25 protein-coding genes are annotated in these 25,769 nt (G+C 60.7%); 21 read left to right on the top strand and 4 right to left on the bottom strand.

Annotated features, from left to right (window positions below; all coding sequences use genetic code 11):
• Positions 1–95 precede the first annotated feature (95 nt).
• From J3P89_RS05600 to ispD, 7 genes are all read left to right on the top strand, one after another.
• Complete coding sequence (locus tag J3P89_RS05600) at positions 96–1,043, top strand: acetyl-CoA carboxylase carboxyltransferase subunit alpha (protein WP_434696929.1); 948 nt, start codon at positions 96–98, stop codon at positions 1,041–1,043.
• Positions 1,044–1,176: 133 nt separating this feature from the next.
• The gene (tilS, locus tag J3P89_RS05605) at positions 1,177–2,502 is read left to right on the top strand and encodes a tRNA lysidine(34) synthetase TilS (RefSeq protein ID WP_434696930.1); all 1,326 of its coding nucleotides are present in this window, start codon (positions 1,177–1,179) and stop codon (positions 2,500–2,502) included.
• Between the two features lie 274 nt (positions 2,503–2,776).
• Complete coding sequence (locus J3P89_RS05610) at positions 2,777–4,408, top strand: CTP synthase (RefSeq protein ID WP_434572132.1); 1,632 nt, start codon at positions 2,777–2,779, stop codon at positions 4,406–4,408.
• 4 nt (positions 4,409–4,412) lie between these two features.
• On the top strand, positions 4,413–5,258 hold the full coding sequence (kdsA, locus tag J3P89_RS05615) for a 3-deoxy-8-phosphooctulonate synthase (RefSeq protein ID WP_041022908.1): 846 nt from the start codon (positions 4,413–4,415) through the stop codon (positions 5,256–5,258).
• Between the two features lie 154 nt (positions 5,259–5,412).
• The gene (gene eno, locus J3P89_RS05620; RefSeq protein WP_258631378.1) at positions 5,413–6,702 is read left to right on the top strand and encodes a phosphopyruvate hydratase; all 1,290 of its coding nucleotides are present in this window, start codon (positions 5,413–5,415) and stop codon (positions 6,700–6,702) included.
• A gap of 168 nt (positions 6,703–6,870) precedes the next feature.
• Positions 6,871–7,149 carry a cell division protein FtsB gene (gene ftsB, locus J3P89_RS05625; protein WP_003184873.1) on the top strand — a complete coding sequence of 93 codons (279 nt, stop codon included), beginning with the start codon at positions 6,871–6,873 and terminating at the stop codon, positions 7,147–7,149.
• Positions 7,146–7,853 carry a 2-C-methyl-D-erythritol 4-phosphate cytidylyltransferase gene (ispD, locus tag J3P89_RS05630; protein WP_434696931.1) on the top strand — a complete coding sequence of 236 codons (708 nt, stop codon included), beginning with the start codon at positions 7,146–7,148 and terminating at the stop codon, positions 7,851–7,853. Before ftsB ends, ispD begins: the two co-directional genes overlap by 4 nt.
• Positions 7,854–8,021: 168 nt before the next feature.
• On the opposite strand, the gene J3P89_RS05635 is transcribed toward ispD, so the two are convergent.
• A complete protein-coding gene (locus J3P89_RS05635; protein WP_434696933.1) occupies positions 8,022–8,918 on the bottom strand; it encodes a LysR substrate-binding domain-containing protein in 897 nt (298 codons plus the stop codon).
• Between the two features lie 107 nt (positions 8,919–9,025).
• On the opposite strand from J3P89_RS05635, the gene J3P89_RS05640 reads away from it, so the two are divergent.
• From J3P89_RS05640 to rpoS, 8 genes are all read left to right on the top strand, one after another.
• Entirely contained in the window at positions 9,026–10,138 is a 1,113-nt protein-coding gene (locus tag J3P89_RS05640) for an S-(hydroxymethyl)glutathione dehydrogenase/class III alcohol dehydrogenase (protein ID WP_214915574.1), read from the top strand.
• Between the two features lie 8 nt (positions 10,139–10,146).
• Entirely contained in the window at positions 10,147–10,992 is an 846-nt protein-coding gene (gene fghA, locus J3P89_RS05645; RefSeq protein WP_434696935.1) for an S-formylglutathione hydrolase, read from the top strand.
• A gap of 43 nt (positions 10,993–11,035) precedes the next feature.
• A complete protein-coding gene (gene ispF, locus J3P89_RS05650) occupies positions 11,036–11,509 on the top strand; it encodes a 2-C-methyl-D-erythritol 2,4-cyclodiphosphate synthase (protein ID WP_434696938.1) in 474 nt (157 codons plus the stop codon).
• Positions 11,506–12,564 carry a tRNA pseudouridine(13) synthase TruD gene (gene truD / locus J3P89_RS05655; protein WP_434696941.1) on the top strand — a complete coding sequence of 353 codons (1,059 nt, stop codon included), beginning with the start codon at positions 11,506–11,508 and terminating at the stop codon, positions 12,562–12,564. The genes ispF and truD overlap by 4 nt, the downstream gene beginning before the upstream one ends.
• Entirely contained in the window at positions 12,552–13,301 is a 750-nt protein-coding gene (surE, locus tag J3P89_RS05660) for a 5'/3'-nucleotidase SurE (RefSeq protein WP_305499115.1), read from the top strand. Before truD ends, surE begins: the two co-directional genes overlap by 13 nt.
• A 41-nt stretch (positions 13,302–13,342) precedes the next feature.
• A complete protein-coding gene (locus J3P89_RS05665) occupies positions 13,343–13,978 on the top strand; it encodes a protein-L-isoaspartate(D-aspartate) O-methyltransferase (protein WP_161796107.1) in 636 nt (211 codons plus the stop codon).
• 226 nt (positions 13,979–14,204) lie between these two features.
• Positions 14,205–15,050, top strand: coding sequence for a peptidoglycan DD-metalloendopeptidase family protein (locus tag J3P89_RS05670; RefSeq protein ID WP_305499117.1), 846 nt, complete (start codon positions 14,205–14,207; stop codon positions 15,048–15,050).
• Positions 15,051–15,156: 106 nt separating this feature from the next.
• Positions 15,157–16,164 (top strand): RNA polymerase sigma factor RpoS, encoded by a 1,008-nt coding sequence (rpoS, locus tag J3P89_RS05675; RefSeq protein ID WP_003198289.1) that lies wholly within the window; start codon positions 15,157–15,159, stop codon positions 16,162–16,164.
• 488 nt (positions 16,165–16,652) lie between these two features.
• Here rpoS and fdxA read toward each other — a convergent pair whose 3' ends face one another.
• The 3 genes from fdxA to J3P89_RS05690 form a co-directional block, all read right to left on the bottom strand.
• Positions 16,653–16,976: a ferredoxin FdxA gene (fdxA, locus tag J3P89_RS05680; protein ID WP_003184854.1), complete on the bottom strand. Its 324-nt coding sequence runs from the start codon at positions 16,974–16,976 to the stop codon at positions 16,653–16,655.
• 144 nt (positions 16,977–17,120) lie between these two features.
• Positions 17,121–19,688, bottom strand: a complete 2,568-nt coding sequence (mutS, locus tag J3P89_RS05685; RefSeq protein ID WP_434628719.1) for a DNA mismatch repair protein MutS — start codon at positions 19,686–19,688, stop codon at positions 17,121–17,123.
• A 565-nt stretch (positions 19,689–20,253) separates the two neighbouring features.
• Positions 20,254–20,529 carry a DUF6124 family protein gene (locus J3P89_RS05690; RefSeq protein ID WP_434628724.1) on the bottom strand — a complete coding sequence of 92 codons (276 nt, stop codon included), beginning with the start codon at positions 20,527–20,529 and terminating at the stop codon, positions 20,254–20,256.
• Between the two features lie 548 nt (positions 20,530–21,077).
• Here J3P89_RS05690 and J3P89_RS05695 point away from each other — a divergent pair.
• The 6 genes from J3P89_RS05695 (at position 21,078) to J3P89_RS05720 (ending at position 25,704) form a co-directional block, all read left to right on the top strand.
• Positions 21,078–21,812, top strand: a complete 735-nt coding sequence (locus J3P89_RS05695; RefSeq protein ID WP_305501185.1) for a LexA family transcriptional regulator — start codon at positions 21,078–21,080, stop codon at positions 21,810–21,812.
• Between the two features lie 532 nt (positions 21,813–22,344).
• A complete protein-coding gene (locus tag J3P89_RS05700) occupies positions 22,345–22,773 on the top strand; it encodes a hypothetical protein (RefSeq protein ID WP_434696943.1) in 429 nt (142 codons plus the stop codon).
• 131 nt (positions 22,774–22,904) lie between these two features.
• The gene (locus tag J3P89_RS05705) at positions 22,905–23,249 is read left to right on the top strand and encodes a phage holin family protein (RefSeq protein WP_434572152.1); all 345 of its coding nucleotides are present in this window, start codon (positions 22,905–22,907) and stop codon (positions 23,247–23,249) included.
• Between the two features lie 195 nt (positions 23,250–23,444).
• The gene (locus tag J3P89_RS05710) at positions 23,445–24,029 is read left to right on the top strand and encodes a phage tail terminator protein (protein ID WP_434696945.1); all 585 of its coding nucleotides are present in this window, start codon (positions 23,445–23,447) and stop codon (positions 24,027–24,029) included.
• Entirely contained in the window at positions 24,026–24,208 is a 183-nt protein-coding gene (locus J3P89_RS05715) for a DUF2635 domain-containing protein (RefSeq protein ID WP_434601704.1), read from the top strand. The genes J3P89_RS05710 and J3P89_RS05715 overlap by 4 nt, the downstream gene beginning before the upstream one ends.
• Positions 24,208–25,704, top strand: coding sequence for a phage tail sheath subtilisin-like domain-containing protein (locus tag J3P89_RS05720; RefSeq protein WP_434696948.1), 1,497 nt, complete (start codon positions 24,208–24,210; stop codon positions 25,702–25,704). The genes J3P89_RS05715 and J3P89_RS05720 overlap by 1 nt, the downstream gene beginning before the upstream one ends.
• Positions 25,705–25,769: the final 65 nt, after the last annotated feature.

Raw genomic sequence — 25,769 nt, forward strand, 5'->3', positions numbered from 1 at the left:
AATCTCGACCTGAACGCGCCTCTCCCTTAAGGTAGGCGCGAATAGACAACCGGCCGGCCCAAGCTCACTTGGTCGTCGACCCAAGACGGACGCCTATGAACCCGAATTTTCTAGATTTCGAACAGCCGATCGCCGACCTTCAAGCCAAGATCGAAGAGTTGCGCTTGGTCGGTAACGACAATTCGCTGAATATCGGCGATGAAATCTCTCGGCTGCAGGACAAAAGCCGCACGCTGACCGAAGACATCTTCGGCAAGCTGACCAGCTGGCAGATCGCGCGTCTGGCGCGGCATCCGCGTCGTCCCTACACCTTGGACTACATTGAACACATCTTCACCGAGTTCGATGAGCTTCACGGCGACCGTCACTTCTCCGATGACGCCGCGATCGTCGGCGGTGTCGCCCGTCTGGATGACCAGCCGGTGATGATTATCGGCCACCAGAAAGGCCGCGAAGTGCGCGAGAAAGTACGCCGCAACTTCGGCATGCCGCGTCCGGAAGGCTACCGCAAGGCCTGCCGCCTGATGGAAATGGCCGAGCGCTTCAAGATGCCGATCCTGACGTTCATCGACACGCCGGGCGCCTACCCGGGTATCGACGCCGAAGAGCGCAACCAGAGCGAGGCGATTGCCTGGAACCTGCGCGTGATGGCTCGCCTGAAGACCCCGATCATCGCTACCGTGATCGGCGAGGGCGGTTCCGGCGGGGCGTTGGCCATCGGCGTCTGCGACCAATTGAACATGCTGCAATATTCCACCTACGCGGTGATCTCGCCGGAAGGCTGCGCCTCGATCCTGTGGAAAACCGCCGAGAAGGCGCCGGACGCCGCAGAAGCCATGGGTATCACCGCCGAACGCCTGAAGGGCCTGGGTATCGTCGACAAGGTGATCAACGAGCCAGTGGGCGGCGCCCATCGCGACCCGGCCGCGGCCGCAGCGCTGATTCGCGCGGAGCTGAGCTCCCAGCTGTCGATGCTCAAGAACTTCGATAACGACGCGCTGCTGGCGCGTCGCTACGAGCGGTTGATGAGCTACGGTCTCTGACTCAAGCGCTGTACCCTGTGTGGGAGCGAGCTTGCTCGCGATGGCGGTTTAACATTCAACAGATGAGTTGACTGATATACCGCCATCGCGAGCAAGCTCGCTCCCACAATTGTTTGTGCCCAGGCTGACTCCTATGAACTCCAGCGCGGATCTGCCAACCCGGCTCCTCACCCAACTATCCCCCTGGCGCAACGCCGCCACCTGGCGCATCGCTTTCTCCGGTGGCCTCGATTCCACTGTCCTGTTGCATCTGCTCGCGACCCTTTCGAAAAACCATTCGTTGCCTGCGCTGAGCGCCATCCACGTCCATCATGGCCTCCAGGCTGTGGCCGATGCCTGGCCTGAACATTGTCATCGGGTTTGCGCAGCCCTTGGCGTGGCTCTGGAGGTGGTCAGTGTGCAAGTCCGCCCCGGCGCCAGCATCGAACGAGCCGCCCGTGACGCGCGGTATGCGGCGTTCATTGCCGCGACGCAGGGCAACGAAGTGTTGCTCACTGGCCAGCATCGTGATGATCAGGCAGAAACCCTGTTGTTTCGTTTGCTGCGCGGGGCAGGGGCGAGGGGCTTGGCGGCGATGCCCCGGCAGCGAGCCCTGGGCCAGGGGCATTTGTTGCGGCCATTGCTCGACGTGTCCCGGGCAGAGTTGGAAAACTACGCGGCGGAGCAAGGCCTGGACTGGATCGAGGATCCCTCCAACAACGATCTCCGGTACGCGCGCAATTATCTGCGCCAGCGGGTCTTCCCGCTGTTGTCCGCGCAGTGGCCCCAAGCGTCGTTGACCCTGGCCCGCAGCGCCGCGCATTTGAGCGAGGCCCAGGGCTTGCTGGACGAGCTGGCGCAGCTTGATCTGCACCGCGCCCGCATCCCGGGCGCATTCGACTGGCTCGGGCTGCAGTCGCTTGAACTGGCGCCATTGCGGGCCCTCTCGCCGGCTCGCCAGCGCAATGCGCTGAGTCATTGGCTGGCGCCGCTTACGACCCTTCCCGACAGCGATCATTGGGTCGGCTGGGACTCACTGCGTGACGCGCAAGAGGACGCCCGCCCGATCTGGCGACTGGCCGGCGGCGAACTGCACCGGGCCGGCGCAAGAGTCTGGTGGTTATCCGACCACTGGCTGCGCCCGGTCTCGGGCTCCGTAGCCTGGGAACGGGTTGATCAGCCCCTGTCATTGCCCGATAACGGCAGGGTGATCCTGCGCGGCAAGGGCCCTGTCGGCCCACTCTGTATTCGTTATCGCCAAGGCGGCGAAGTGCTTGACGTTCCCGGCCGTGGTCACCGTGATCTCAAGCGCCTGCTCAATGAAAGCGGCCTGCCGGCGTTCGTCCGCGGTCGATTGCCGCTGCTTTATCAAGGTGAACAATTATTGGCGGTGGCCAATCTGGCCGGGCTCGACGCGCAGGTTGATGGCAGCTGGCAATTGATCTGGACGCCAGGAAGCCAAGATCTGGGTTTGAGCTGAAAGGGGCTTTCCGGTAGACTACGCTCCCTTCTTGATACAACTTCTGTGGATTCGCCTGAATTGCAGGAGTTGCCGATTACCAAGCAGTCTTTGCTGGGCGATTCCAAAAAATGTGTAGCGAGCAACGTACCGGTGATTTCACCTCCGGTCTGTCCCGACGCGGCGGTTTTTTTGAAAGGTGCACTGTGATTAATGCAGGTGATCGGGGGCTTCGGCCTTCCTTCGCTCTCCCCGGCGGCTCGGACCGCTTTAACGCAGACTTCTAGGGTTTTTCATGACGCGCTACATATTCGTCACGGGCGGTGTTGTTTCTTCATTGGGGAAAGGCATTGCCTCGGCTTCATTGGCGGCCATCCTGGAGGCGCGGGGACTTAAGGTCACCATGCTCAAGCTGGACCCGTACATCAATGTCGACCCGGGCACCATGAGCCCGTTCCAGCACGGTGAAGTGTTCGTCACCCACGACGGCGCCGAGACCGACCTGGACCTGGGCCACTACGAGCGGTTCATCCGCACGACCATGACCCAGAACAACAACTTCACCACCGGCCGTGTCTACGAGCACGTGTTGCGCAAGGAGCGTCGGGGTGACTACCTGGGCGCGACCATCCAGGTCATTCCGCACATCACCGACGAAATCAAGCGCCGCATCATCAAGGGTGCCGGCGACGCCGACGTGGCGATGGTCGAGATCGGCGGTACCGTGGGCGACATCGAATCCCAGCCGTTCCTCGAGGCCATCCGCCAGCTGCGTTTCGAAATCGGCGCCAAGCGCGCGATGCTGATGCACCTGACACTGGTTCCCTACATCGCTACCGCCGGTGAAACCAAGACCAAGCCGACCCAGCACTCGGTCAAGGAGCTGCGCTCCATCGGCCTGCAGCCGGACGTGCTGATCTGCCGCTCAGACCACCCGATCGATATTTCCTCGCGCCGCAAGATCGCCCAGTTCACCAACGTCGAAGAGCGTGCGGTGATCGGCCTGGAAGACGCCGACACCATCTACAAGATCCCCGGCATCCTGCATTCCCAGGGCCTGGATGACTTCGTCGTCGAGCGCTTCGGCCTGCAATGCGCCAGTGCCGACCTGTCCGAATGGGACGCGGTGGTCGATGCCAAGCTGAACCCGGAGCACGAAGTCACCATCGCCATGGTCGGCAAGTACATGGAGCTGCTGGACGCTTACAAGTCGCTGATCGAGGCGATGAGTCATGCCGGCATCAGCAACCGCACCAAGGTCAACCTGCGCTACATCGATTCCGAAGATATCGAGAACCAGGGCACCGGCCTGCTCGAAGGCGCCGATGCGATCCTCGTGCCGGGCGGCTTTGGCCTGCGGGGCGTGGAAGGCAAGATCACCGCGGTGCAATACGCTCGCGAGAACAAGGTGCCTTACCTGGGTATCTGCCTGGGCATGCAAGTGGCCGTCATCGAGTTCGCGCGTAATGTGATGGGCTGGAAGGACGCCAACTCCACCGAATTCGATCGCGCCAGCGGCCACCCGGTCGTGGGCCTGATCACTGAGTGGGAAGACGCCACCGGCTCGGTCGAAGTGCGTACCGAAACTTCCGATCTGGGCGGTACCATGCGCCTCGGTGCCCAGGAATGCCTGCTTGAAGCTGGCTCCAAGGTGCACGATTGCTACGCCAAGGACGTGATCGTCGAGCGTCACCGCCACCGCTATGAAGTCAACAACAACCTGCTGCCACAACTGATCGAAGCCGGCCTGAAAATCTCCGGCCGCTCCGGTGACGGTGCGTTGGTTGAAGTGGTCGAGGCCGCGGATCACCCGTGGTTCGTCGCTTGCCAGTTCCACCCGGAGTTCACCTCGACACCGCGTGACGGTCATCCGTTGTTCAGCGGTTTCGTGAAAGCCGCTTTGGCTCAACACCAGAAGAAGGCATAAGACCATGGCCCAGAAGATCATCCGCGTCGGCGACATCGAGATTGCCAACGACAAACCCATGGTGCTGTTCGGCGGCATGAACGTGCTTGAAAGCCGCGACATGGCAATGCAGGTCTGTGAGGAATACGTCAAGGTCACCCAGAAGCTGGGCATCCCTTACGTGTTCAAGGCCAGCTTCGACAAGGCCAACCGCTCATCCGTGACGTCCTACCGTGGTCCGGGCCTGGAAGAGGGCATGCGGATCTTCCAGGACATCAAGCAAGCGTTCGGCGTGCCGATCATCACCGACGTGCACGAGCCTGACCAGGCCGCGGTTGTCGCCGAGGTCTGTGACATCATCCAGCTGCCGGCCTTCCTGTCGCGCCAGACCGATCTCGTGGTCGCGATGGCCAAGACCGGCGCGGTGATCAACATCAAGAAAGCCCAGTTCCTCGCGCCTCAGGAAATGAAACACATCCTGAGCAAGTGCGAAGAGGCCGGCAACGATCAACTGATCCTCTGCGAGCGCGGTTCGAGCTTCGGCTACAACAACCTGGTGGTAGACATGCTCGGCTTCGGCATCATGAAGCAGTTCGAGTACCCGGTATTCTTCGACGTCACTCATGCGCTGCAGATGCCCGGTGGTCGGTCCGATTCCGCCGGCGGTCGTCGCGCCCAGGTAACCGACCTGGCCAAGGCCGGCATGAGCCAGTCCTTGGCGGGCCTGTTCCTCGAAGCCCACCCTGATCCGGACAACGCCAAGTGCGACGGCCCTTGTGCCCTGCGCTTGAACAAGCTGGAACCTTTCCTGTCTCAGCTCAAGGCGCTGGACGAGCTGGTCAAGGGTTTTCCGACGATAGAAACCGCGTAACACGGCTTTCTCCGGTAAAGTACCGCTCGATAAACGCTCTGGCCTGCGGGCCGGGCGTTATCGTCGGCGAACCTGCCCGCTGCTCTGTACCCGCCGACGGTAAAAGATTTCCTCTCGCTGCGTCGTTTTCGTCAACTTTGGAGTGTTCACAACAATGGCAAAAATCGTCGACATCAAAGGTCGTGAAGTTCTCGACTCCCGTGGCAACCCCACTGTCGAAGCGGACGTGCTTCTCGACAACGGCATCATCGGCAGCGCCTGCGCGCCGTCCGGTGCTTCCACTGGCTCGCGCGAAGCGCTGGAGCTGCGTGATGGCGACAAGAGCCGTTACCTGGGCAAGGGCGTGCTGAAAGCCGTCGCCAACATCAATGGTCCGATCCGCGACCTGTTGCTGGGCAAGGACCCTGCCGACCAGAAAGCCCTCGACCAGGCCATGATCAAACTCGACGGTACCGAAAACAAAGCGACCCTGGGCGCCAACGCGATCCTCGCCGTTTCCCTGGCCGCCGCCAAGGCTGCCGCCCAGGACCAGGACCTGCCGCTGTACGCGCACATCGCCAACCTGAACGGTACCCCGGGCGTCTACTCGATGCCGGTGCCGATGATGAACATCATCAACGGCGGCGAGCATGCCGATAACAACGTCGACATCCAGGAGTTCATGGTCCAGCCGGTTGGCGCCAAGTCCTTCTCCGAAGGCCTGCGTATGGGCACCGAGATTTTCCATCACCTCAAGGCTGTGCTGAAGGCCCGTGGCCTGAGCACCGCAGTTGGCGACGAGGGCGGCTTCGCGCCGAACCTGGCGTCCAACGAAGACGCGCTGAAAGTGATCTCCGAAGCCGTGGCCAACGCTGGCTACAAGCTGGGCACCGACGTGACCCTGGCCCTGGACTGCGCGGCCAGTGAGTTCTTCGAAGACGGTAAATACAACCTGTCCGGCGAAGGCCAGGTGTTCACCGCCGAAGGTTTTGCCGACTACCTCAAGGGCCTGACCGAGCGCTACCCGATCATCTCCATCGAAGATGGCCTGGACGAGTCCGACTGGGCTGGCTGGAAAATCCTCACCGACAAGATCGGCGAGAAAACCCAGCTGGTGGGTGACGACCTGTTCGTGACCAACACCAAGATCCTGAAAGAGGGCATCGACAAGAAGATCGCCAACTCGATCCTGATCAAGTTCAACCAGATCGGTACCCTGACCGAAACCCTGGAAGCCATCCAGATGGCCAAGGCTGCCGGCTACACCGCGGTCATCTCCCACCGTTCCGGTGAAACCGAAGATTCGACCATTGCCGACCTGGCCGTGGGTACTGCGGCAGGCCAGATCAAGACCGGTTCCCTGTGCCGTTCCGACCGCGTTTCCAAGTACAACCAACTGCTGCGTATCGAAGAGCAGTTGAATGGCAAGGCCAAGTACAACGGCCGTGCCGAGTTTCGCGGCTAAGCGGTAAATGGTAAAAAGACAGCGGATTGTGTCGCAAAGGTCGCCAAGGCGACGGTTTTGCCTCTAATCTGATGCCTTATCAAGCACAAGCCTGGATTTTCCAGGCTTCGTGCTATCAGACCTTCAAGTTTGGCATGGCGGTCTTTTTTCACTGGATACTGATATTCGATGCGCAGTCCAAATTGGTTGTTTCTTGTCTTGCTTCTCTTGCTGGCCGGCTTGCAGTACCGCCTGTGGGTGGGTAATGGCAGCCTGGCGCAAGTGGCCGACCTGACTCAGCAAATTGCCGACCAGCACGCTGAAAACGAGGCGCTGCTGGAGCGTAACCGGGTAATGGACGCCGAAGTGACAGAGCTGAAAAAAGGCATGGAGACCGTTGAAGAGCGGGCTCGACATGAGCTGGGCATGGTCAAGGAGGGCGAAACCCTCTACCAGTTGGCCCAATGAGTATTCGTTTGCCGGCCTTCTGGGCCGTGATTCCTGCCGCGGGCGTTGGTGCCCGCATGGCCGCGGACCGTCCCAAGCAATATCTGCAGCTGGGCGGACATACCATTCTCGAACACAGCCTTGGCTGCTTTCTCGACCACCCAACCGTCAAGGGCGTGGTGGTCAGCGTTGCACAGGATGATCCTTACTGGCCGGCACTGGCCTGCGCCAGCGATCCTCGAATCCAGCGTGTGGACGGCGGTGAGCAGCGTTCCGATTCGGTGCTCAATGCCTTGTTGCACCTTCATGAACACGGCGCCGACGATTTCGATTGGGTGCTGGTGCATGACGCCGCGCGGCCCAATCTGGCGCGGGGCGATCTCGACACATTGCTCCATGAGCTGGCGAACGATCCGGTCGGAGGACTATTGGCAGTGCCCGCCCGCGATACGCTCAAGCGCGTCGACAAGCATGGCCGTGTGCTGGAAACAATTGATCGCAGCGTGATCTGGCAAGCCTACACGCCACAGATGTTCCGCCTCGGCGCCTTGCATCGGGCCCTGGCCGACAGCCTGGTGGCGGATGCACTGATCACCGACGAAGCTTCGGCCATGGAATGGGCGGGGCAGGCGCCTCGGCTGATCGAAGGGCGATCGGACAACATCAAGGTCACCCGGCCGGAAGACCTGGAGTGGTTGCGCCAGCGCTGGGCGAATCGGCGCTGAGCTGAGTCTGTTTCCTCTTTAGATCGCCATCATCTGGGCCGACGCTATCGCGAGCAAGCTCGCTCCCACATTGGATCTTCAGCAGACACAAATTTTGTGTACAGCTAAAATCCCCTGTGGGAGCGAGCTTGCTCGCGATGGCGTCGGCCCAGGCAACAAAGACCCCGCTCACCCCCGATACTCCGGCCGCTCAGCCAACCCCTCCTTCAAGTAATCCACCAACTTGCGCACCTTGGGCGACAGATGCCGTTGCTGCGGGTACAACGCCCAAACCGCTGTGTTCGGCGGCTGATGAGCCTCCAGCAAAGAGATCAACGCACCGCTGTGCAGATGTTCAAGCACGTAATAATCCGGCAATTGGCACAAACCCACCCCTTGCAGCGCCGCATCAAGCACCGCTTGCCCACTGTTACAACGCCAGTTTCCCTGCACCCGTTGAGAAAATTCCCGCCCGTTCTGCTCCAGTTGCCAAATGTCGGAGCTGCCGATGAGGCAGTTGTGACGGCTCAGTTCCGACACACTGTGGGGCCGACCGTAGCGTTCCAGATAGGACGGTGAAGCGCAGAGGTACATGCGCCGCGGCGCCAGGCGTGTCGCGACCAGGCGCGAGTCCTGCAGGCGGCCGAGGCGAATCGCCAGATCAAGACTTTCGTGAACCAGGTCCAGTGGGCGATTGCTCAGTTCGATGTCTATTCGCAGTTGCGGGTACAGCCCCATGAACCGCGTCACCAGTGGCACGATAAAGCGCTCGCCGTAGGCCACGGCGCAGGTCATTCGCAGCATGCCCTTGGGTTCGCTGGTGAGATCACCCACCGCCCGCAGTGCTTCCTCGCGTCCGTCCTGCAGGCGTTGGCAATGCTGGAGAAAAGTCTGACCAGCCTCGGTGAGGGTCACACGCCGGGTACTGCGATAGAGCAATCGTGTCTGCAGACGCTCTTCCAGCCGTACGATTTGTCGACTGATGTGAGAAGACGAAACCCCAAGGCGCTCGGCCGCCGCGGTGAACTGGCTGCATTCGGCCACGGCGACGAACTCGTCGATGCCTTCCCAGCGATTGTCAGACATGGAAGATTGTCCCTATACAGCAATAATGTTTTGCTTTTGGTTGGATTATTCATCGTTCGGCGAAGGATTACACTCCCGGTCTTGTTTTTATTTGCCGGAGAATCCGAATGATCAAGTCGCGCGCCGCCGTTGCCTTCGAGGCCAAGAAACCCCTGGAAATCGTTGAAGTCGACGTCGCCATGCCGAAAGCCGGCGAGGTGCTTTTGCGCGTGGTGGCTTCGGGCGTTTGCCATACCGACGCCTATACGTTGTCGGGCGCCGACCCGGAGGGGATCTTCCCGTCGATCCTCGGACACGAAGGCGGCGCGATCGTCGAGGCGATTGGCGAAGGCGTGACTTCGGTGGCGGTGGGTGACCATGTGATTCCGCTGTACACACCGGAGTGCGGCCAGTGCAAATTCTGCAAGTCGGGCAAGACCAACCTGTGTCAGGCGATTCGCGCCACCCAGGGCAAAGGCCTGATGCCGGACGGCACTTCGCGCTTTTCCTACAAGGGCGAGACGATTTTCCACTACATGGGCACTTCGACGTTCTCTGAATACACCGTGCTGCCGGAAATCTCCGTAGCGAAGATTCCAAAAGAAGCGCCGCTGGAAAAAGTCTGCCTGCTGGGCTGCGGCGTCACCACCGGCATCGGCGCCGTGCTCAACACCGCCAAGGTCAAGCCAGGGGACACCGTGGCAATCTTCGGCCTGGGCGGCATCGGCCTGTCGGCAGTGATCGGCGCGGTGAAAGCCAAGGCCTCGCGCATCATCGCTATCGACATCAACCCGGCCAAGTTCGAAATCGCCAGGCAGCTCGGCGCGACCGATTGCGTCAACCCGAAAGACTTCGATCGCCCGATCCAGGAAGTCATCGTCGACATGACCGATGGCGGCGTGGACTTCTCCTTTGAATGCATCGGCAATGTCCAGTTGATGCGCGCCGCGCTGGAATGCTGCCACAAGGGCTGGGGCGAGTCGGTGATTATCGGCGTGGCCGGGGCCGGCCAGGAAATTGCCACCCGTCCATTCCAGCTGGTGACCGGCCGCGTCTGGCGCGGTTCGGCCTTTGGCGGCGTGCGTGGTCGCAGCGAGTTGCCAAGCTATGTGGAAATGGCCGAAAAGGGCGAGATCCCGCTGGATACTTTCATCACCCACACCATGGGCCTGGAAGATATCAACAAGGCCTTCGACCTGATGCACGAAGGCAAGAGCATCCGTACCGTTATTCATTTCTGAGGTCGGTCATGAGCCTGGAAAACATCTCCTGCCAGAAAAGCTTCGGCGGCTGGCACAAACGTTACCGCCACCGTTCCGAAGTGCTCGGTTGTGACATGGTCTTTGCCGTCTACCTGCCGCCGCAAGCCGAGCAGGGCGGTAAGCTGCCGGTGCTGTACTGGTTGTCCGGACTGACCTGCACCGATGAAAACTTCATGCACAAGGCCGGTGCCCAGCGCATGGCCGCCGAGTTGGGGCTGATCATCGTTGCGCCGGACACCAGCCCCCGTGGGGCCGACGTGCCGGGCGATCCGGACGGCGCCTGGGATTTTGGCCTGGGCGCGGGTTTTTATGTGAACGCCACGCAGGATCCTTGGGCGCGGCACTATCGGATGCATGATTATGTGGTGCAGGAATTGCCGACCTTGGTCGAAGCACATTTCCCTGCCTCGGATAAACGCGGCATCAGCGGTCATTCCATGGGCGGCCATGGCGCGCTGGTCTGCGCCTTGCGCAACCCTGGGCGCTACCGTTCGGTGTCGGCTTTTTCGCCAATCAACAACCCGATGGATTGCCCGTGGGGGCAGAAGGCTTTTTCCCGCTATCTGGGGGAAGACCGCTCGAAATGGCGTGAGTGGGATGCCTGTGCATTGATTGCCGAGGCGCAGGAAAAGCTGCCACTGCTGGTGGATCAGGGTGATCGCGATGATTTCCTGGCCAATCAGCTCAAGCCCGAAGCGCTGCAGCAGGCGGCCAAAGCGGCCGGTCATCCGCTGGAGTTGCGCCTGCAACCAGGCTACGACCACAGCTATTTCTTCATCGCCAGCTTTATTGATGAGCACTTGCAGCATCATGCGCGCGCTCTGAACGCCTAATGCAGGTAGAATCACGCCCTGACAAAAATCGGGGCGTTTTTTTATGCGTATTGGCCACGGCTACGATGTTCACCGTTTCGCTGAAGGCGACTTCATTACTCTGGGCGGCGTGCGTATCGCACACGGCTTCGGGCTGCTTGCGCATTCTGACGGTGACGTGTTGCTGCACGCCTTGAGCGACGCTCTGCTCGGCGCGGCTGCCCTGGGCGACATCGGCAAGCATTTCCCGGACACCGACCCGCAATTCAAGGGCGCTGACAGCCGTGTACTGCTGCGCCACGTGCTCGCGTTGATCCACGCCAAGGGCTGGGTCGTCGCCAATGTCGACAACACCATTATTGCCCAGGCCCCCAAGATGGCGCCGCACATCGAAGCGATGCGCCAGCGGATTGCCGAGGATCTCCAGGTTGAGCTGGACCAGGTGAACGTCAAGGCCACCACGACCGAGAAGCTTGGCTTCGTTGGCCGCGAAGAAGGCATCGCCGTTCATTCCGTCGCCTTGTTGCAGCGCCCATGACCGAACTGGAACTCTTGGGCCCGCGGGCCTACGGTGAGACATTGGGCCGTGCGGTACTGAAGGCTACCGCCGAGGATTTCCAGGTCGACGAAGTGCTTGATATCCCGTTGTCCGGTGATGGCGAGCATCTGTGGATCTGGGTGGAAAAACGCGGCTTGAATACCGAGGAGGCTGCCCGGCGAATCTCCAAGGCCGCCGGCGTGCCTTTGCGCACGGTCAGCTACGCCGGGCTCAAGGATCGTCAGGCCCTGACCCGGCAATGGTTCAGCGTGCAATTACCCGGCAAGGCCGACCCAGACCTGTCGACGGCAGAAAACGATACGCTGAAGATCCTCAAGACCGCACGCCACAGACGCAAGCTGCAGCGCGGCGCGCACTCGGCCAATGGCTTTACCTTGCGCCTGACCCAATTCTCAGGCGACAAAGAGTCTATCGAGACACGCCTGCAACACATCGCCCTTCAAGGCATTCCGAATTATTTTGGTGCCCAGCGCTTTGGCCATGACGGCGGCAACGTCGTCGATGCCCGTGCCTGGGCGGCGCGCAAGGCTTTGCCGGAGCAGCGCAACGTGCGTTCTCGGCTGTTGTCCACCGCGCGCAGCTTTCTGTTCAACCGGGTGCTGGCGGCGCGAGTCGCCGACGGTACCTGGCGGCAAGCGCAGGTGGGCGACTTGCTCGCCTTTACCGACAGCCGCAGTTTTTTCCCTGCCGGTGAGGCTGAGTGCAGCGATCCGCGCCTGGCCATTCTCGATCTGCACCCGACCGGGCCGCAGTGGGGCGAAGGACCTTCGCCCGCCGCCGGGGCAACCTTCGAATTGGAGCAAGCCATCGCCGCTGACGAGGCCGATCTGCGGGACTGGTTGATAAACGCGGGAATGAGTCACGAACGTCGCATCCTGCGACTGCCCATTGGCGGGCTGTCGTGGCATTATCCCTCGCCTGACATTCTGCAATTGGAATTCGTCCTGCCGGCCGGATGTTTCGCCACTGTCTTGGTGCGCGAACTCGTCGATCTGGTGCCGGTGGGGCAGACGGACAGCCCATGCGTATTCTGATTTCTAACGACGACGGGGTGACAGCACCCGGTCTTGCCGCGCTTTATGCTGCGCTGGCGGATTTTGCCGAGTGCGTGGTCATCGCCCCGGACCAGGACAAAAGCGGCGCGAGCAGCTCGCTGACGCTCGACCGTCCGCTGCATCCCTGCTACCTGGACAACGGTTTCATCAGCCTCAACGGTACGCCGACCGATTGCGTGCACCTGGGCCTGAACGGCCTGCTGGAGCGCGAGCCCGACATGGTGGTTTCCGGGATAAACCTGGGGGCCAACCTGGGCGATGACGTACTGTATTCCGGAACGGTCGCCGCCGCCCTGGAAGGTCGTTTCCTCAACCATACGTCGTTTGCCTTTTCGTTTGTTTCACGGCAGGTCGACAATTTGCCCACTGCCGCCTACTTCGCCCGCAAACTGGTGCAGGCCCACGGCGAGCTGGACCTGCCGCCGCGTACGGTGCTGAACGTGAATATCCCGAATCTGCCGCTTGATCATATCCGTGGCATCCAGCTCACTCGCCTGGGCCACCGCGCCCGTGCCGCCAGGCCGATGCATGTCGTCGACCCGCGCGGCAAGGCCGGCTACTGGATCGCCGCCGCCGGGGATGCCGAAGACGGCGGGCCTGGCACCGACTTCCATGCAGTGATGCAGGGCTATGTCTCGATCACACCCTTGCAGCTCGATCGCACTTTCAACGATGCCTTTCGAAGTCTCGATGGCTGGCTGGAGGGGCTGCGCTGATGGGTCGTGAACAAGACGATATGCTGCGCCGCGGAATTGGCATGACCTCCCAGCGGACTCGGGAGCGGTTGATCCAGCGGCTGTACGAAGAAGGCTTGTCCAACGCCCAGGTGCTCGAGGTGATTCGCCGTACGCCGCGTCATCTTTTCGTCGATGAAGCGTTGGCCCATCGCGCCTATGAAGACACGGCGTTGCCGATCGGCCACAACCAGACCATTTCCCAGCCCTACATGGTGGCTCGCATGAGCGAGTTGCTGCTGGAGGCGGGGCCGCTGGACAAGGTGCTGGAGATCGGCACGGGCTCGGGTTACCAGACCGCGGTATTGTCGCAGTTGGTGGAGCGGGTGTTTTCCGTGGAGCGAATCAAGGTCCTGCAGGATCGCGCCAAGGAGCGCCTGGTGGAGCTGAACCTGCGCAACGTGGTGTTTCGCTGGGGCGACGGTTGGGAAGGCTGGCCGGCACTGGCGCCTTATAACGGCATCATCGTCACGGCCGTTGCCACCGATGTTCCCCAGGCTCTGCTGGACCAACTCGCTCCCGGCGGGCGACTGGTGATTCCGGTGGGTGCGGGCGAAGTCCAGCAACTGATGTTGATCGTGCGTGAAGAACACGGTTTTTCACGACACGTCCTCGGGGCGGTGCGTTTCGTGCCGTTGCTCAACGGGCCATTGGCCTGAGCATTTATAGACAGACGCTGAATTCCGGGGCACGACATGTGTCTTACGGCAGCAGCTGTTCGACAAGCGCTGGTTTGCCAAACAGCGTTCAACAGCGTCGAGCAAACGTGTGCGGCAGCTTTTCGCGCTTCCTATATAGAAGCGTGGTGTCGGCTCGCCACGGGGCAATATTTCTGCCTGGACAGGCAGTGTGCAATTTTTTCAGCCACCACAAAGGGAGCGGCGGGTGAGTCTCACAGTCATTGCGCAGCGTATGGGTATCACGAGCTTCAAGCGCCTGGTGACTGGCCTTCTCTTGAGTACCTTGCTGGTCGGTTGTTCCAGTACTCCGTCGGGTAATGTCCGGGTGGTCGATCGCAACAATGCGACACCGCAGCGGCCTACAGTGACGACCGGCCAGTATGTAGTCCGTCGCGGCGATACGCTGTTTTCCATCGCGTTTCGCTACGGCTGGGACTACAAAGCCCTCGCGGCTCGCAACAACATTCCTGCGCCTTATACGATCCATCCGGGTCAGACAATTCGCTTTGACGGTCGCAGTGCCTCAACGCCTACCGCGGTCGTGACGCAGTCGGGTTCGACCCCGTCATCCTCGAGCAAAACCACGGTTATCCGTCGTCCGGCCGGTGCCGCAACGGCGACTGTACCGTCCGTCGCGAACAAGCCGGCACCCGCTCCGATGCCTCCGGCGGGCCCCGCCCCGACCGGCTGGGGATGGCCTTCTAATGGCGTTCTCATTGGAAAATTCTCTTCAAACGGTAGTTTGAATAAAGGAATTGATATCGCCGGGGATTTGGGACAGCCTGTTTTGGCAGCGTCTGATGGCACGGTCGTGTACGCCGGGAGTGGTTTAAGGGGCTACGGCGAACTCGTGATCATCAAACACAGCGATACCTACGTCAGTGCCTACGGTCACAACCGCAGGCTGTTGGTTCGGGAGGGGCAGCAGGTCAAGGTCGGACAGACAATTGCCGAAATGGGCTCAACGGGTACGGATCGAGTGAAACTGCATTTTGAGATTCGCCGACAAGGTAAACCTGTGGATCCGCTGCAATTCCTGCCACGTCGTTGATTTGCTTGTCAGCCTGTTCCGTCGCGTAGAGGGAACAGGCTCCAGCGTTGCCAAGGATAAAGGCGTCGCTTGAGCTTGAGGTCGAACTCACCAAAGGACTATAACAATGGCTCTCAGTAAAGAAGTGCCGGAGTTTGACATCGACGATGAGGTCCTCCTTATGGAGACCGGCATCGCTATGGATTCGATGTCGAATGATGAAGGGGCGACTCCACCTTCCGTTCGTGCCAAATCCAAACACTCCGCTTCACTTAAACAACATAAGTACATCGATTACACCCGGGCGCTGGACGCCACTCAGCTGTACCTCAACGAAATCGGCTTCTCACCATTGCTCTCCCCCGAGGAAGAAGTTCATTTTGCGCGCTTGTCGCAAAGTGGCGACCCGGCGGGTCGAAAACGCATGATTGAAAGCAACCTGCGCCTGGTGGTGAAAATCGCCCGACGCTACGTCAATCGTGGGCTTTCGCTGCTGGACCTGATCGAAGAGGGCAACCTGGGCCTGATTCGCGCCGTCGAGAAGTTCGACCCCGAGCGCGGCTTCCGTTTCTCGACCTATGCGACCTGGTGGATCCGCCAGACCATCGAACGGGCGATCATGAATCAGACCCGGACCATCCGGCTGCCGATCCACGTGGTCAAGGAGCTCAACGTCTACCTGCGAGCCGCCCGCGAGTTGACCCAGAAGCTCGATCACGAACCTTCACCCGAGGAAATCGCCAACCTGCTGGAAAAACCGGTGGGCGAGGTCAAGCGCATGCTCGGTCTCAACGAGCGGGTCTCATCGGTTGACGTTTCACTGGGGCCAGACTCGGACAAGACGCTGCTCGACACCCTTACCGACGATCGTCCGACCGATCCATGCGAGTTGCTCCAGGATGATGACTTGTCCCAAAGCATCGACCAATGGCTTTCGGAGCTCACGGACAAGCAACGGGAAGTGGTGATCCGCCGCTTCGGCTTGCGCGGTCATGAAAGCAGCACCCTTGAAGACGTGGGTCTGGAGATTGGTTTGACCCGTGAGCGGGTCAGGCAGATCCAGGTCGAAGGCCTCAAGCGCCTCCGGGAGATCCTGGAGAAGAACGGCCTGTCTAGCGAGTCGTTGTTCCAGTAAATCAGGCAAGCGCAGCAGAGAAAGCCCCGACTGAGTTCGGGGCTTTTGCTTTTGCCGCAGAGAGAACTTCTCATCAGCCCATTTTGTAGCTTCAGTTTGTAAGCTTTTGCCTAGTGTTACGTAAGCGTTCGGTTCCACGACGATGGGACAGATTGCTAATAAAGCGTTTCATAAACATGCAAGTAACTGTTTTTAAAAGATTTTCATAAGTGTGAATGGCTCGTGACAGTGCCGGCGGAGCGCCGCCGAGGCATTGCACTCGTTTGGGAAAACACTAATATCAATCCTGTGTCGACGGACAGACACACCCGTCAAGGACGATGGGACAGGAAGGACATCGCAGGACGCGATTCATCAGGACGATGAAAAGGATTAAAGGGATTATGGAAAAAATGTGGGCGGGTCAAACCGCCCCTTTTTTTTGCCCGCGATTTTGTTCCAGGCAGCAAAAAGGCCCGCAAGGGGCCTTTTCAGCGAACGCTGGGTAATCAGCGTTCCAGGTCTGCGATCTTGCCAGGCTTGCCATCCCATTCTTCGGCGTCGGGCAGGGCGTCTTTCTTCTCGGTGATGTTCGGCCAGATATCCGCCAGTTCGGCGTTCAGCTCGATGAAGTTTTCCATACCGGCTGGCACTTCGTCTTCCGAGAAAATGGCGTTCGCCGGGCATTCCGGTTCACACAGGGCGCAGTCGATGCACTCGTCCGGATGAATGACCAGGAAGTTCGGGCCTTCGTAAAAGCAGTCCACCGGACAGACTTCTACGCAGTCGGTGTACTTGCACTTGATGCAGTTGTCGGTGACGACGAAGGTCATTTCTAATTCTCTCCTCAGGCGGCTGCGGCGAAGCCCCATCACGGTAGGGGTCGCGAGGTTCGGGAGCGATTGTCTGCAAACCCAGGCTAATAGGCCACAGCATCCCAAACCGCGCGAGATTCTAACAGCTTGAAAGCCTGTGCGTTAGACCCGTGTCTTCAATGTATAGAGTAAATCCAGCGCCCGGCGCGGGGTCATGTCGTCGAGGTCGAGCTTGGCCAGTTCGTCGAGCACCGGATGCGGCAGGCTGGCGAACAGGTCGCTTTGCTGCGGCGCGGCCGGTTTGCCTTTGGTCGGGCGCGGTACCTCGTGCGGCAAGCTGGTGGTCTCCAGGCGACTGAGGTGCTCGCGAGCGCGGGTGATGACGTCGCTCGGCACACCGGCCAGTTGTGCCACCGCCAGGCCGTAGCTCTGGCTGGCCGGGCCGGGCAGTACGTGGTGAAGGAACACGATGCGTTCGTTGTGCTCGGTGGCGTTGAGGTGGACGTTGGCCACCAGCGGCTGGCTCTCCGGCAACACCGTCAATTCGAAATAGTGCGTGGCGAACAGCGTATAAGCGCGCAACTGGGCCAGACGTTCAGCGGCCGCCCAGGCCAGGGACAGGCCGTCGAAGGTGCTGGTGCCGCGACCGACTTCGTCCATCAGCACCAGGCTGCGCTCGGTGGCATTGTGCAGGATGTTCGCGGTTTCGCTCATTTCCACCATGAAGGTCGAACGCCCACCGGCCAGGTCATCGCTGGAGCCGATCCGGGTGAAGATCCGGTCCACCAGGGACAGTTCGCAACTGGCCGCCGGGACGAAGCTGCCGATGTGAGCCAGTAGCACGATCAGCGCGGTCTGGCGCATGTAGGTGGATTTACCGCCCATGTTCGGACCGGTGATCACCAGCATGCGGGTATTGTCGTCCAGGCTCAGGTCGTTGGCCACGAACGGCGTGGTCAATACCTGCTCGACCACCGGGTGACGACCCTGGCTGATGCGCATGCACGGCTCGCTGACGAAGCGTGGGCAATTGAGGTCCAGGTTCAGCGCGCGTTCGGCCAGGTTACTCAACACGTCCAGTTCCGCCAGGGCGGCGGCGGTGTCCTGCAACGGTGGGAGCTGGCTGATCAGGTCTTCGAGCAGCGCTTCGTAGAGCATCTTTTCCCGGGCGAGGGCACGACTCTTGGCTGACAGGGCCTTGTCTTCGAAAGCCTTGAGTTCCGGCGTGATGAAACGCTCGGCGCCCTTGAGGGTCTGGCGGCGAATGTAATCGGCCGGGGCTTGCTCGGCCTGCTTGCTCGGCAGCTCGATGAAGTAGCCATGGATGCGGTTGTAGCCGACCTTGAGGTTGGCAAGGCCGGTACGGGCCTTTTCCCGGGCTTCGAGGTCGATCAGGAATTGGCCGGCGTTTTCGCTCAGCGATTGCAGCTCGTCGAGTTCGGCGTCGTAACCGGTTTTCAGCACGCCGCCGTCCCGAATTACCGCTGGCGGATTGTCGATAATGGCTTTTTCCAGCAGCGCGGCCAGTTCCGGGTAGGTGCTGGTGGTGCACGCCAGCTGCTGCAGGTGAGGTGCTTCAAGGTCGGTCATCGCCAGCTGAAGTTCGGGCAGCGCGCCGAGGGCGTCGCGCAGGCGCGCCAGGTCGCGAGGACGGGCGTTGCGCAGGCCGATCCGCGCGAGGATCCGCTCGATATCGCCGATTTCCTTGAGCTGCGGTTGCAGCTGCTCGAAACGATACCGGTCCAGCAGGCAAGTAATGGAAGACTGGCGTGCTTGCAGTACCGTCAGGTCCCGCAGCGGTCGGTTCAGCCAGCGGGTCAGCAGGCGGCTGCCCATGGCGGTCTGGCAGCGATCGACGACCGATTGCAGGGTGTTATCGCGGCCACCGGCGAGGTTGGTGTCCAGTTCCAGGTTGCGTCGGCTCGCGCCGTCCAGCACGACCGTGTCATCCAGGCGTTCGTGACGCAGGCTGCGCAGATGGGGCAGGGCGGTGCGCTGGGTTTCCTTGGCGTAGGCCAGCAGGCAGCCGGCGGCGCCGATGGCCAGGGTCAGGTTCTCGCAGCCGAAGCCCTTGAGGTCCTGGGTGGAAAACTGCTGGCAGAGACTTTTCAACGCCGAGTCGCGCTCGAAATCCCACGGCGCCCGGCGACGTACGCCACGGCGTTTTTCCGCTGGCAGGTCTTTGGGCCAGTCATCCGGGATCAACAACTCCACCGGATTGACCCGCTCCAGTTCCGCCAGCAGGTTTTCCCAGCCCTTGATTTCCAATACCGAGAAGTTGCCGCTGGTGATGTCCAGCACGGCCAGGCCGAACAGGCGCTCGTCGCCGAGGACGGCGGCGATCAGGTTGTCCCGACGTTCATCCAGCAATGCCTCGTCACTGACTGTGCCCGGGGTGATGATCCGCACGACCTGGCGCTCCACCGGGCCCTTGCTGGTGGCCGGATCGCCGACTTGTTCGCAAATCACCACGGACTCGCCCAGCTTGACCAGTTTCGCCAGGTAGCCTTCCGCCGCGTGGTAAGGAATCCCACACATCGGAATCGCCATGCCCGCCGATTGCCCACGCGCCGTCAGGGTGATGTCCAGCAGCTTGGCGGCCTTCTTCGCGTCCTCGTAGAAGATCTCGTAGAAGTCGCCCATGCGATAGAACATCAGCTGATCGGGGTGCTGGTTCTTCAGGCGCCAGTATTGCTGCATCATCGGCGTGTGGGAGGACAGGTCGTTCACGGCTGTATTCATGGGTGTCAGGCAAAGCTCGTTGAAAGGTGTGGGGCAAAAGTGGGGCATTGGCCCGGCTTTTCCGCGATGGGCGCAAGGTTAACATGGGCGGTCTGGTGCGACCCATATGTGAGTGGTTTTTGGGATTGGGTTGATGAGGATGCGTGCATATCCGTTTCTTAGGTCACGGCGACTTAAGGTTCCGCCCTTACGGCGGCTCACTTTTATGAAGCGTAAAAGTAAGCAAAACGCTTTTGCCCCACCACTCGGTGCCTCGCCTAGGCTCGGCATGCCTGAACGAAGGTATTGCTCCGTGGGCACGCCGCGAAGGGCCATCCTTGGCCCAGCGCGGCTAACCCGGCATCCATGCCGGGTTGCCCACTGCGCAATACCTTCGTTCAGCCAGCGTGGTTAACGGGGCGTCGAGATCAACGTCCACCGCGAGGAGGCCTGATAGCCGACCTGATTTCGGTTGGTTCGCGTTTCTCCTGTGGGAGCGAGCCTGCTCGCGATGACGGCAGCGAATTCAACACCTCTGTTGCTGACGCATCGCTTGGGTTCGCGTCAACAGCGGCTACCTGGGATCCACCACATCCAATGCCCGATTCGCCAGCAACTGGCTCAGCTCGATCATCTGCAAAATCCCTAGTGCGATATGTCGTCGCGAGCCTTCCAGGTCAAACGCGAGATCGCTGACCATGGCGTTGGCCGAGGCCAGGGTTTCGCTGAGGTTGGCGAGCAGGCATTCGGTGTCGATGTTGGGAGCAATTAGATAGAGGGTATCGGACCTTTCCTCGTCGGCTTTTGGCTTGAGGTCTTCGTCCGGGGAGTTGGGTGTGTGCTGGGGCATCTTTTCGGATCCTTGAGGTTGAGCCACCACTCACTCGCGACTAAACGAGGGGTGGCAGCTGTACGCAGGTTAGTCGACCGGGGATCCAAGGAACCGGCGCGCCCGAGGGCGCCCTGCGCACAGCTACCATCAAGTGCAGGGATATGAGTTCCTGACTGAATGGAGCAATGAGCGCCTTGGAATGCCGAGCGACTAAACCCGATCACTGATGGGCAGTGACAAGATCAAAAGTACCGCTGGGGCCCAAGGCGCACAAGCCGGCGGATTCTGGCGTAGTTGTAGGCAGAGGCGCAAGGCAACGTAGTCTCGCGATTCGCATTTGAAGGACGGGGTGGGAGGTTTTTCCTAGAACTTTGTAGGGCAAATCCCGTGGCGAGGGAGCTTGCTCCCGCTGGGCTGCGCAGCAGCCCCTTTTGTGAGCGCTGCGCACTCAAGCGGGAGCAAGCTCCCTCGCCACAAAAGCATCTGGCAGAGCTTAAGCACAGTGTTTGCGTATTTATGCAAAACAGCATTTGTCTTCCGCGAAAAGAACAAGCATTATGCGCGTTATGCAAAAACGCAACGTTTCTACCGTATTAAGAGCATTGCTCGATCAGCACGGGATCTCCCCCACGGAGCTTCACCGGCGTACCGGCGTGCCTCAGTCCACCCTCTCGCGGATCCTCAGCGGCAAGATCGTCGACCCTTCGGATAAACACATCTCGAAGATCGCCGAATATTTCGCCGTGAGCACCGACCAGTTGCGTGGGCGGGTCGACGTTGCGCCTGCCGGCAACAGCCGCCGCGAAGAGCCACATTCCGAACTCAAGGACATAAGCCTGTGGGACGATGACACGCCCGTCGAGGAAGACGAGGTGTCCGTTCCTTTTCTGCGTGAGGTTGAATTGGCTGCTGGATCAGGAAGATTCGTCATCGAGGAAAGCGAGCGCTCTAGCCTGCGTTTCGGCAAGCGCAGCCTGCGCCATAACGGCGTGCAGTTCGACCAGGCCAAGTGCGTGACGGTGCGTGGCAACAGCATGTTGCCGGTGCTGCGCGACGGCGCCACGGTCGGGGTGAACGCGGGCAAATGCGGCATCGGCGACATCGTCGACGGTGACCTCTACGCCATCAATCACAACGGCCAACTGCGGGTGAAGCAGCTATATCGCCTGCCCACCGGCATTCGCCTGCGCAGCTTCAACCGCGATGAGCATCCGGACGAGGACTACACGTTCCAGGAAATGCAGGACGAGCAGATCGTCATCCTCGGTCACGTCTTCTGGTGGGGCATGTACGCCCGTTAATCCTTCCGCTGTCAGATAAAACCCGCCGTCGTGCGGGTTTTTTTTCGCCATCTGAAAACCTTCAACCCGGTACTTACGCGGGCTCCATGCATTTACGCATTCCTTGCGCATAAATAAATGCATTTACGCATTGACTGTATATGCATCCATGCATATTCTGTGTCCAAGCCGCTCGACAAAGCGGCTGGCAACAAAGCTCTTTAGTTCCACCAACAGGCAGCGATGAACCGGCCTTAACGGTTCAGAGGGTTGGCAACTGACCCGGGTGTGCAGCGTAAAGCACCAGAAGCAGTTATCCGGCGGGCAGGGACCGCGGTCGGAGGAACAATTTGAATGGATCCGTACCGCGCCAGTCGCGCCGAAAGATCAAGCGCATTACTGAAAAGCCTGGGCGACCGGGCTTTTTGGAATGCCTGTGCCGCGAGGTACATCAAACAGGCAGGGGCATTTCCATGCACTTATCCGTGAAGCCAAGGAAATGCCCAGATAAAAATGGTTTCAACAAACTCACCTATCTAAAAGGACGTAGCAGATGAAAAAAATTTTCAATGTGCTGGTCGTAGCTGTCTTGGCCTCCCAGTCTCTTAACGCGCTTGCCGAAACTTCACCTGTCGGTTCCTGGCAATCCGCTTTCTACCACGTTCCGGGCGGCGGTTTTTATGCCAACCAAACGTACTGTTTCAAAGCAGACAATACCTGGTACTCGAGTTCGCAGGCCGGTTGGAAGGGCGCATGGTTCCAGAATGGGGACAATTTCCAATGGAACGGGAGTGTGCCAATGCCGGGTGCCGGGAGCGCCAACAATCTCGCGACCATAGGCACGAGTAAGTTGGTTGTGGCTGGTTCGATGTCGGGCAACTACGCGGAATGGGCAGCACCGAGTGCGCTACCGCTGCCTTGGGACCGGCACTACACCTACACCATGACTTACAAAGGCGCGACCTGCGCTCCGCCAAAGTGATGTCAGCTTTCAATGACCTGACAAAGGGTTGAACGTTGTTTCTAGCAACTTAGTGGGTTGCACCGACCCACATCTCATTCAACTTCAAACAACCTGCCCGCCCAATCTTAATCACCCCCAGGAAACGAGACATGACAAACGAGCAACAAGCGTTGCTGGACATGCCGATCTGGCTGGTCATCGTGCTCGCCCTGGTGGGCGGGGTGACTGGCGAGATGTGGCGTGCCGACAAGGAGGGCGCCCGTGGCTGGTCACTGCTGCGGCGCCTGGCCCTGCGCTCCGGCGCCTGCATGATCTGTGGCGTCTCGGCGATCATGCTGTTGTACGCCATGGGCCTGTCGATCTGGGCCGCCGGTGCCTTCGGTTGCCTGACCGCGATGGCCGGGGCTGACGTGGCCATCGGGCTTTACGAGCGTTGGGCCGCCAAGCGGATGGGCATCAGTGAGCTACCGCCGCGCGATTCCCGTTCCGACTGATTTCCCGCCGCCGCTGCAAGATCGAGGCGACTTGCCTGGATGCCAGGGCCTGCCACTTATCTCCTGTGGGAGCGAGCTTGCTCGCGATTGCACTCTGACATCCAACATCTCCATCGACTGATACACCGCTTTCGCGAGCAGGCTCGCGCCCACAGGTTTCCCTGACGCTACTTTCCATACCACTGGAATTCCCCCATGAAGATCACCCCGATCCTCACGCAACTGCGTGAGCAGTGCCCCACGCTCGCCCGTCGCGTGGCGGCAGGCTTTGACCTCGCCACGCTGCAAGCCGAGGCCCCGCTGCAACTCCCCTGCGCCTATGTCCTGCCAACCGCCGACGTTGCCAGCAAGAACGCGGCGCAGAACGTCACGCTGCAAGCGGTGCGTGATCGTTTCGATGCCGTGCTGGTGCTCGACGCGACTGACGCGACAAAAGCGCTGGATCTGTTGCACGACCTACGGGCTGAACTGTGGCGCGCGCTGGTGGGGTTCAAGCCGGGCGCTGAGTACACCGGCGTCGAGTACGACGGCAGCGAGCTGGTTTCCATCAATAGCAGTCGCGTGTTGTACCGGCTGCGCTTTTTCGCCGAGTTCCAGCTGGGCCGCAATCTGCCGGGCCAGCTTGCCGAAAGCTGGCATGAGCGTGAACTGGACGGCTTGTCGTCCTTTACCGGGGCCACCGTGCGCGTCGATGCCATCGACCCGGCGGACCCCAACCTGAAACGTCCCGGCCCCGACGGGCGCCTGGAACTGACTTTTTCTGGAGACGTAACCCCATGAGCAAACGCATCACCGTGCTGCCGGCCCCTGGCCGCGCCGTACCGGACCCGGAAGCGGGCGATCTGTTGCCCCTCGAAGGCCGTGAAGTGCCGGACAACGCCTGGTGGCGTCGACGTCTGGCCGATGGCGATATCACTACCAAAGCCGTGCAAGCGGCAAAACCAAAGGGAGCCAAATAATGGCGATTGGATTCAGCAACATTCCCGCGGACATTCGTGTTCCGCTGTTCTACGCCGAGATGGACAATTCGGCCGCCAATAGCGCGTCGTCGGCCATGCGCCGGTTGATCGTCGCCCAGGTCAACGACAACATCGCCCCGGCCGAAGCCGGCAAGCTGGTGCTGGTGTCCAGCGTCGCGCTGGCCAAGAGCATTGGCGGGCAAGGCTCGATGCTGGCGTCAATGTACGAAACCTGGCGCAAGACCGACCCGATCGGTGAGATCTGGTGCCTGCCGCTGCATAACGTCGAAGGGGCGATTGCCCAAGGTACGCTGACGCTGACCGGCAGCGCTGCGGAGAGCGGCGTGCTCAACCTGTACGTCGGTGGTGTGCGTGTCCAGGCCGCCGTCGTCAAAGGTGCCAGCGCTGCCCAGGCGGCCACGGCGCTGACCCTCAAGATCAACGCATCCGCCGACCTGCCGGTGACCGCCGCGGCCGCCGAAGGCGTGGTGACCCTGAGTGCCAAATGGACCGGCGCCAGCGGCAATGACATCAGCCTGCAATTCAATCGCTTGGGCAAGAGCAACGGCGAAGACACCCCGGCCGGCTTGACCACGGCCATCACTGCCATGGCCGGCGGCGCCGGCGTGCCGGACCAGACCGCCGCCGTCGCCGCCCTGGGCGATGAGCCGTTCGAATTCATCGCCATGCCGTGGTCCGACGTGTCGAGCCTCGACACTTGGCAAACGGTCATGGATGACAGCACCGGTCGCTGGTCCTGGGCCAAGCAGTTGTTCGGTCACGTCTACAGCGCCAAGCGCGGCACCCTCGGCACTCTTGTCGCCGCCGGGCAGGCCCGCAACGACCAGCACATGACCATCCAGGCCCTGGAGCCAGGCGTGCCGCAACCGTTCTGGGTCCAGGCCGCTGCGCTGGCCGCGCGCACTGCGGTGTTCATTTCCGCCGACGCCAGCCGCCCGACCCAAAGCGGCAGCCTGCCGGGGCTCGATCCGGCATCGGCCAGCGAGCGTTTCACCCTGACCGAGCGACAGTCGTTGCTCAACTACGGCATCGCGACCGCTTACTACGAAGGCGGCTACGTTCGTATCCAGCGTTCCATCACCACCTATCAGAAGAATGCCTTCGGCCAGGCGGACAACTCCTACCTGGACAGCGAAACCATGCACCAGTCGGCGTTCATCGTGCGGCGCCTGCAAAGCGTGATCACCAGCAAATACGGTCGCCACAAACTGGCCTCCGACGGCACTCGTTTCGGCGCCGGCCAGCCCATCGTCACCCCGAGCACCATTCGCGGTGAGTTGATCGCCCAGTACGCCAAGCTTGAGTTGGAAGGCCATGTGGAAAACGCCGAGCTGTTTGCCGAGCACTTGATCGTCGAACGCGACAGCCAGGACCCGAGCCGGGTCAACGTGCTGTTCCCACCGGATTACATCAACGGCCTGCGCGTGTTCGCGCTGCTCAACCAATTCCGCCTGCAATACGACGCCGCCGCCTGACAGTGGCACTCAGTTGCATGAATTCAGCCCACCTGGCGTGGGCTTTTTATTGAAGGGAGAAACAC

The organism is Pseudomonas sp. Z1-14 (assembly GCF_051132005.1).
Lineage (GTDB): Bacteria > Pseudomonadota > Gammaproteobacteria > Pseudomonadales > Pseudomonadaceae > Aquipseudomonas.

Coding starts and splice junctions, on each gene's coding strand:
- J3P89_RS05600 (WP_434696929.1), top strand. CDS start 96: ATGAACCCGAATTTTCTAGATTTCGAACAGCCGATCGCCGACCTTCAA.
- tilS (WP_434696930.1), top strand. CDS start 1,177: ATGAACTCCAGCGCGGATCTGCCAACCCGGCTCCTCACCCAACTATCC.
- J3P89_RS05610 (WP_434572132.1), top strand. CDS start 2,777: ATGACGCGCTACATATTCGTCACGGGCGGTGTTGTTTCTTCATTGGGG.
- kdsA (WP_041022908.1), top strand. CDS start 4,413: ATGGCCCAGAAGATCATCCGCGTCGGCGACATCGAGATTGCCAACGAC.
- eno (WP_258631378.1), top strand. CDS start 5,413: ATGGCAAAAATCGTCGACATCAAAGGTCGTGAAGTTCTCGACTCCCGT.
- ftsB (WP_003184873.1), top strand. CDS start 6,871: ATGCGCAGTCCAAATTGGTTGTTTCTTGTCTTGCTTCTCTTGCTGGCC.
- ispD (WP_434696931.1), top strand. CDS start 7,146: ATGAGTATTCGTTTGCCGGCCTTCTGGGCCGTGATTCCTGCCGCGGGC.
- J3P89_RS05635 (WP_434696933.1), bottom strand. CDS start 8,918: ATGTCTGACAATCGCTGGGAAGGCATCGACGAGTTCGTCGCCGTGGCC.
- J3P89_RS05640 (WP_214915574.1), top strand. CDS start 9,026: ATGATCAAGTCGCGCGCCGCCGTTGCCTTCGAGGCCAAGAAACCCCTG.
- fghA (WP_434696935.1), top strand. CDS start 10,147: ATGAGCCTGGAAAACATCTCCTGCCAGAAAAGCTTCGGCGGCTGGCAC.
- ispF (WP_434696938.1), top strand. CDS start 11,036: ATGCGTATTGGCCACGGCTACGATGTTCACCGTTTCGCTGAAGGCGAC.
- truD (WP_434696941.1), top strand. CDS start 11,506: ATGACCGAACTGGAACTCTTGGGCCCGCGGGCCTACGGTGAGACATTG.
- surE (WP_305499115.1), top strand. CDS start 12,552: ATGCGTATTCTGATTTCTAACGACGACGGGGTGACAGCACCCGGTCTT.
- J3P89_RS05665 (WP_161796107.1), top strand. CDS start 13,343: ATGACCTCCCAGCGGACTCGGGAGCGGTTGATCCAGCGGCTGTACGAA.
- rpoS (WP_003198289.1), top strand. CDS start 15,157: ATGGCTCTCAGTAAAGAAGTGCCGGAGTTTGACATCGACGATGAGGTC.
- fdxA (WP_003184854.1), bottom strand. CDS start 16,976: ATGACCTTCGTCGTCACCGACAACTGCATCAAGTGCAAGTACACCGAC.
- J3P89_RS05690 (WP_434628724.1), bottom strand. CDS start 20,529: ATGCCCCAGCACACACCCAACTCCCCGGACGAAGACCTCAAGCCAAAA.
- J3P89_RS05695 (WP_305501185.1), top strand. CDS start 21,078: ATGCAAAAACGCAACGTTTCTACCGTATTAAGAGCATTGCTCGATCAG.
- J3P89_RS05700 (WP_434696943.1), top strand. CDS start 22,345: ATGAAAAAAATTTTCAATGTGCTGGTCGTAGCTGTCTTGGCCTCCCAG.
- J3P89_RS05705 (WP_434572152.1), top strand. CDS start 22,905: ATGACAAACGAGCAACAAGCGTTGCTGGACATGCCGATCTGGCTGGTC.
- J3P89_RS05710 (WP_434696945.1), top strand. CDS start 23,445: ATGAAGATCACCCCGATCCTCACGCAACTGCGTGAGCAGTGCCCCACG.
- J3P89_RS05715 (WP_434601704.1), top strand. CDS start 24,026: ATGAGCAAACGCATCACCGTGCTGCCGGCCCCTGGCCGCGCCGTACCG.
- J3P89_RS05720 (WP_434696948.1), top strand. CDS start 24,208: ATGGCGATTGGATTCAGCAACATTCCCGCGGACATTCGTGTTCCGCTG.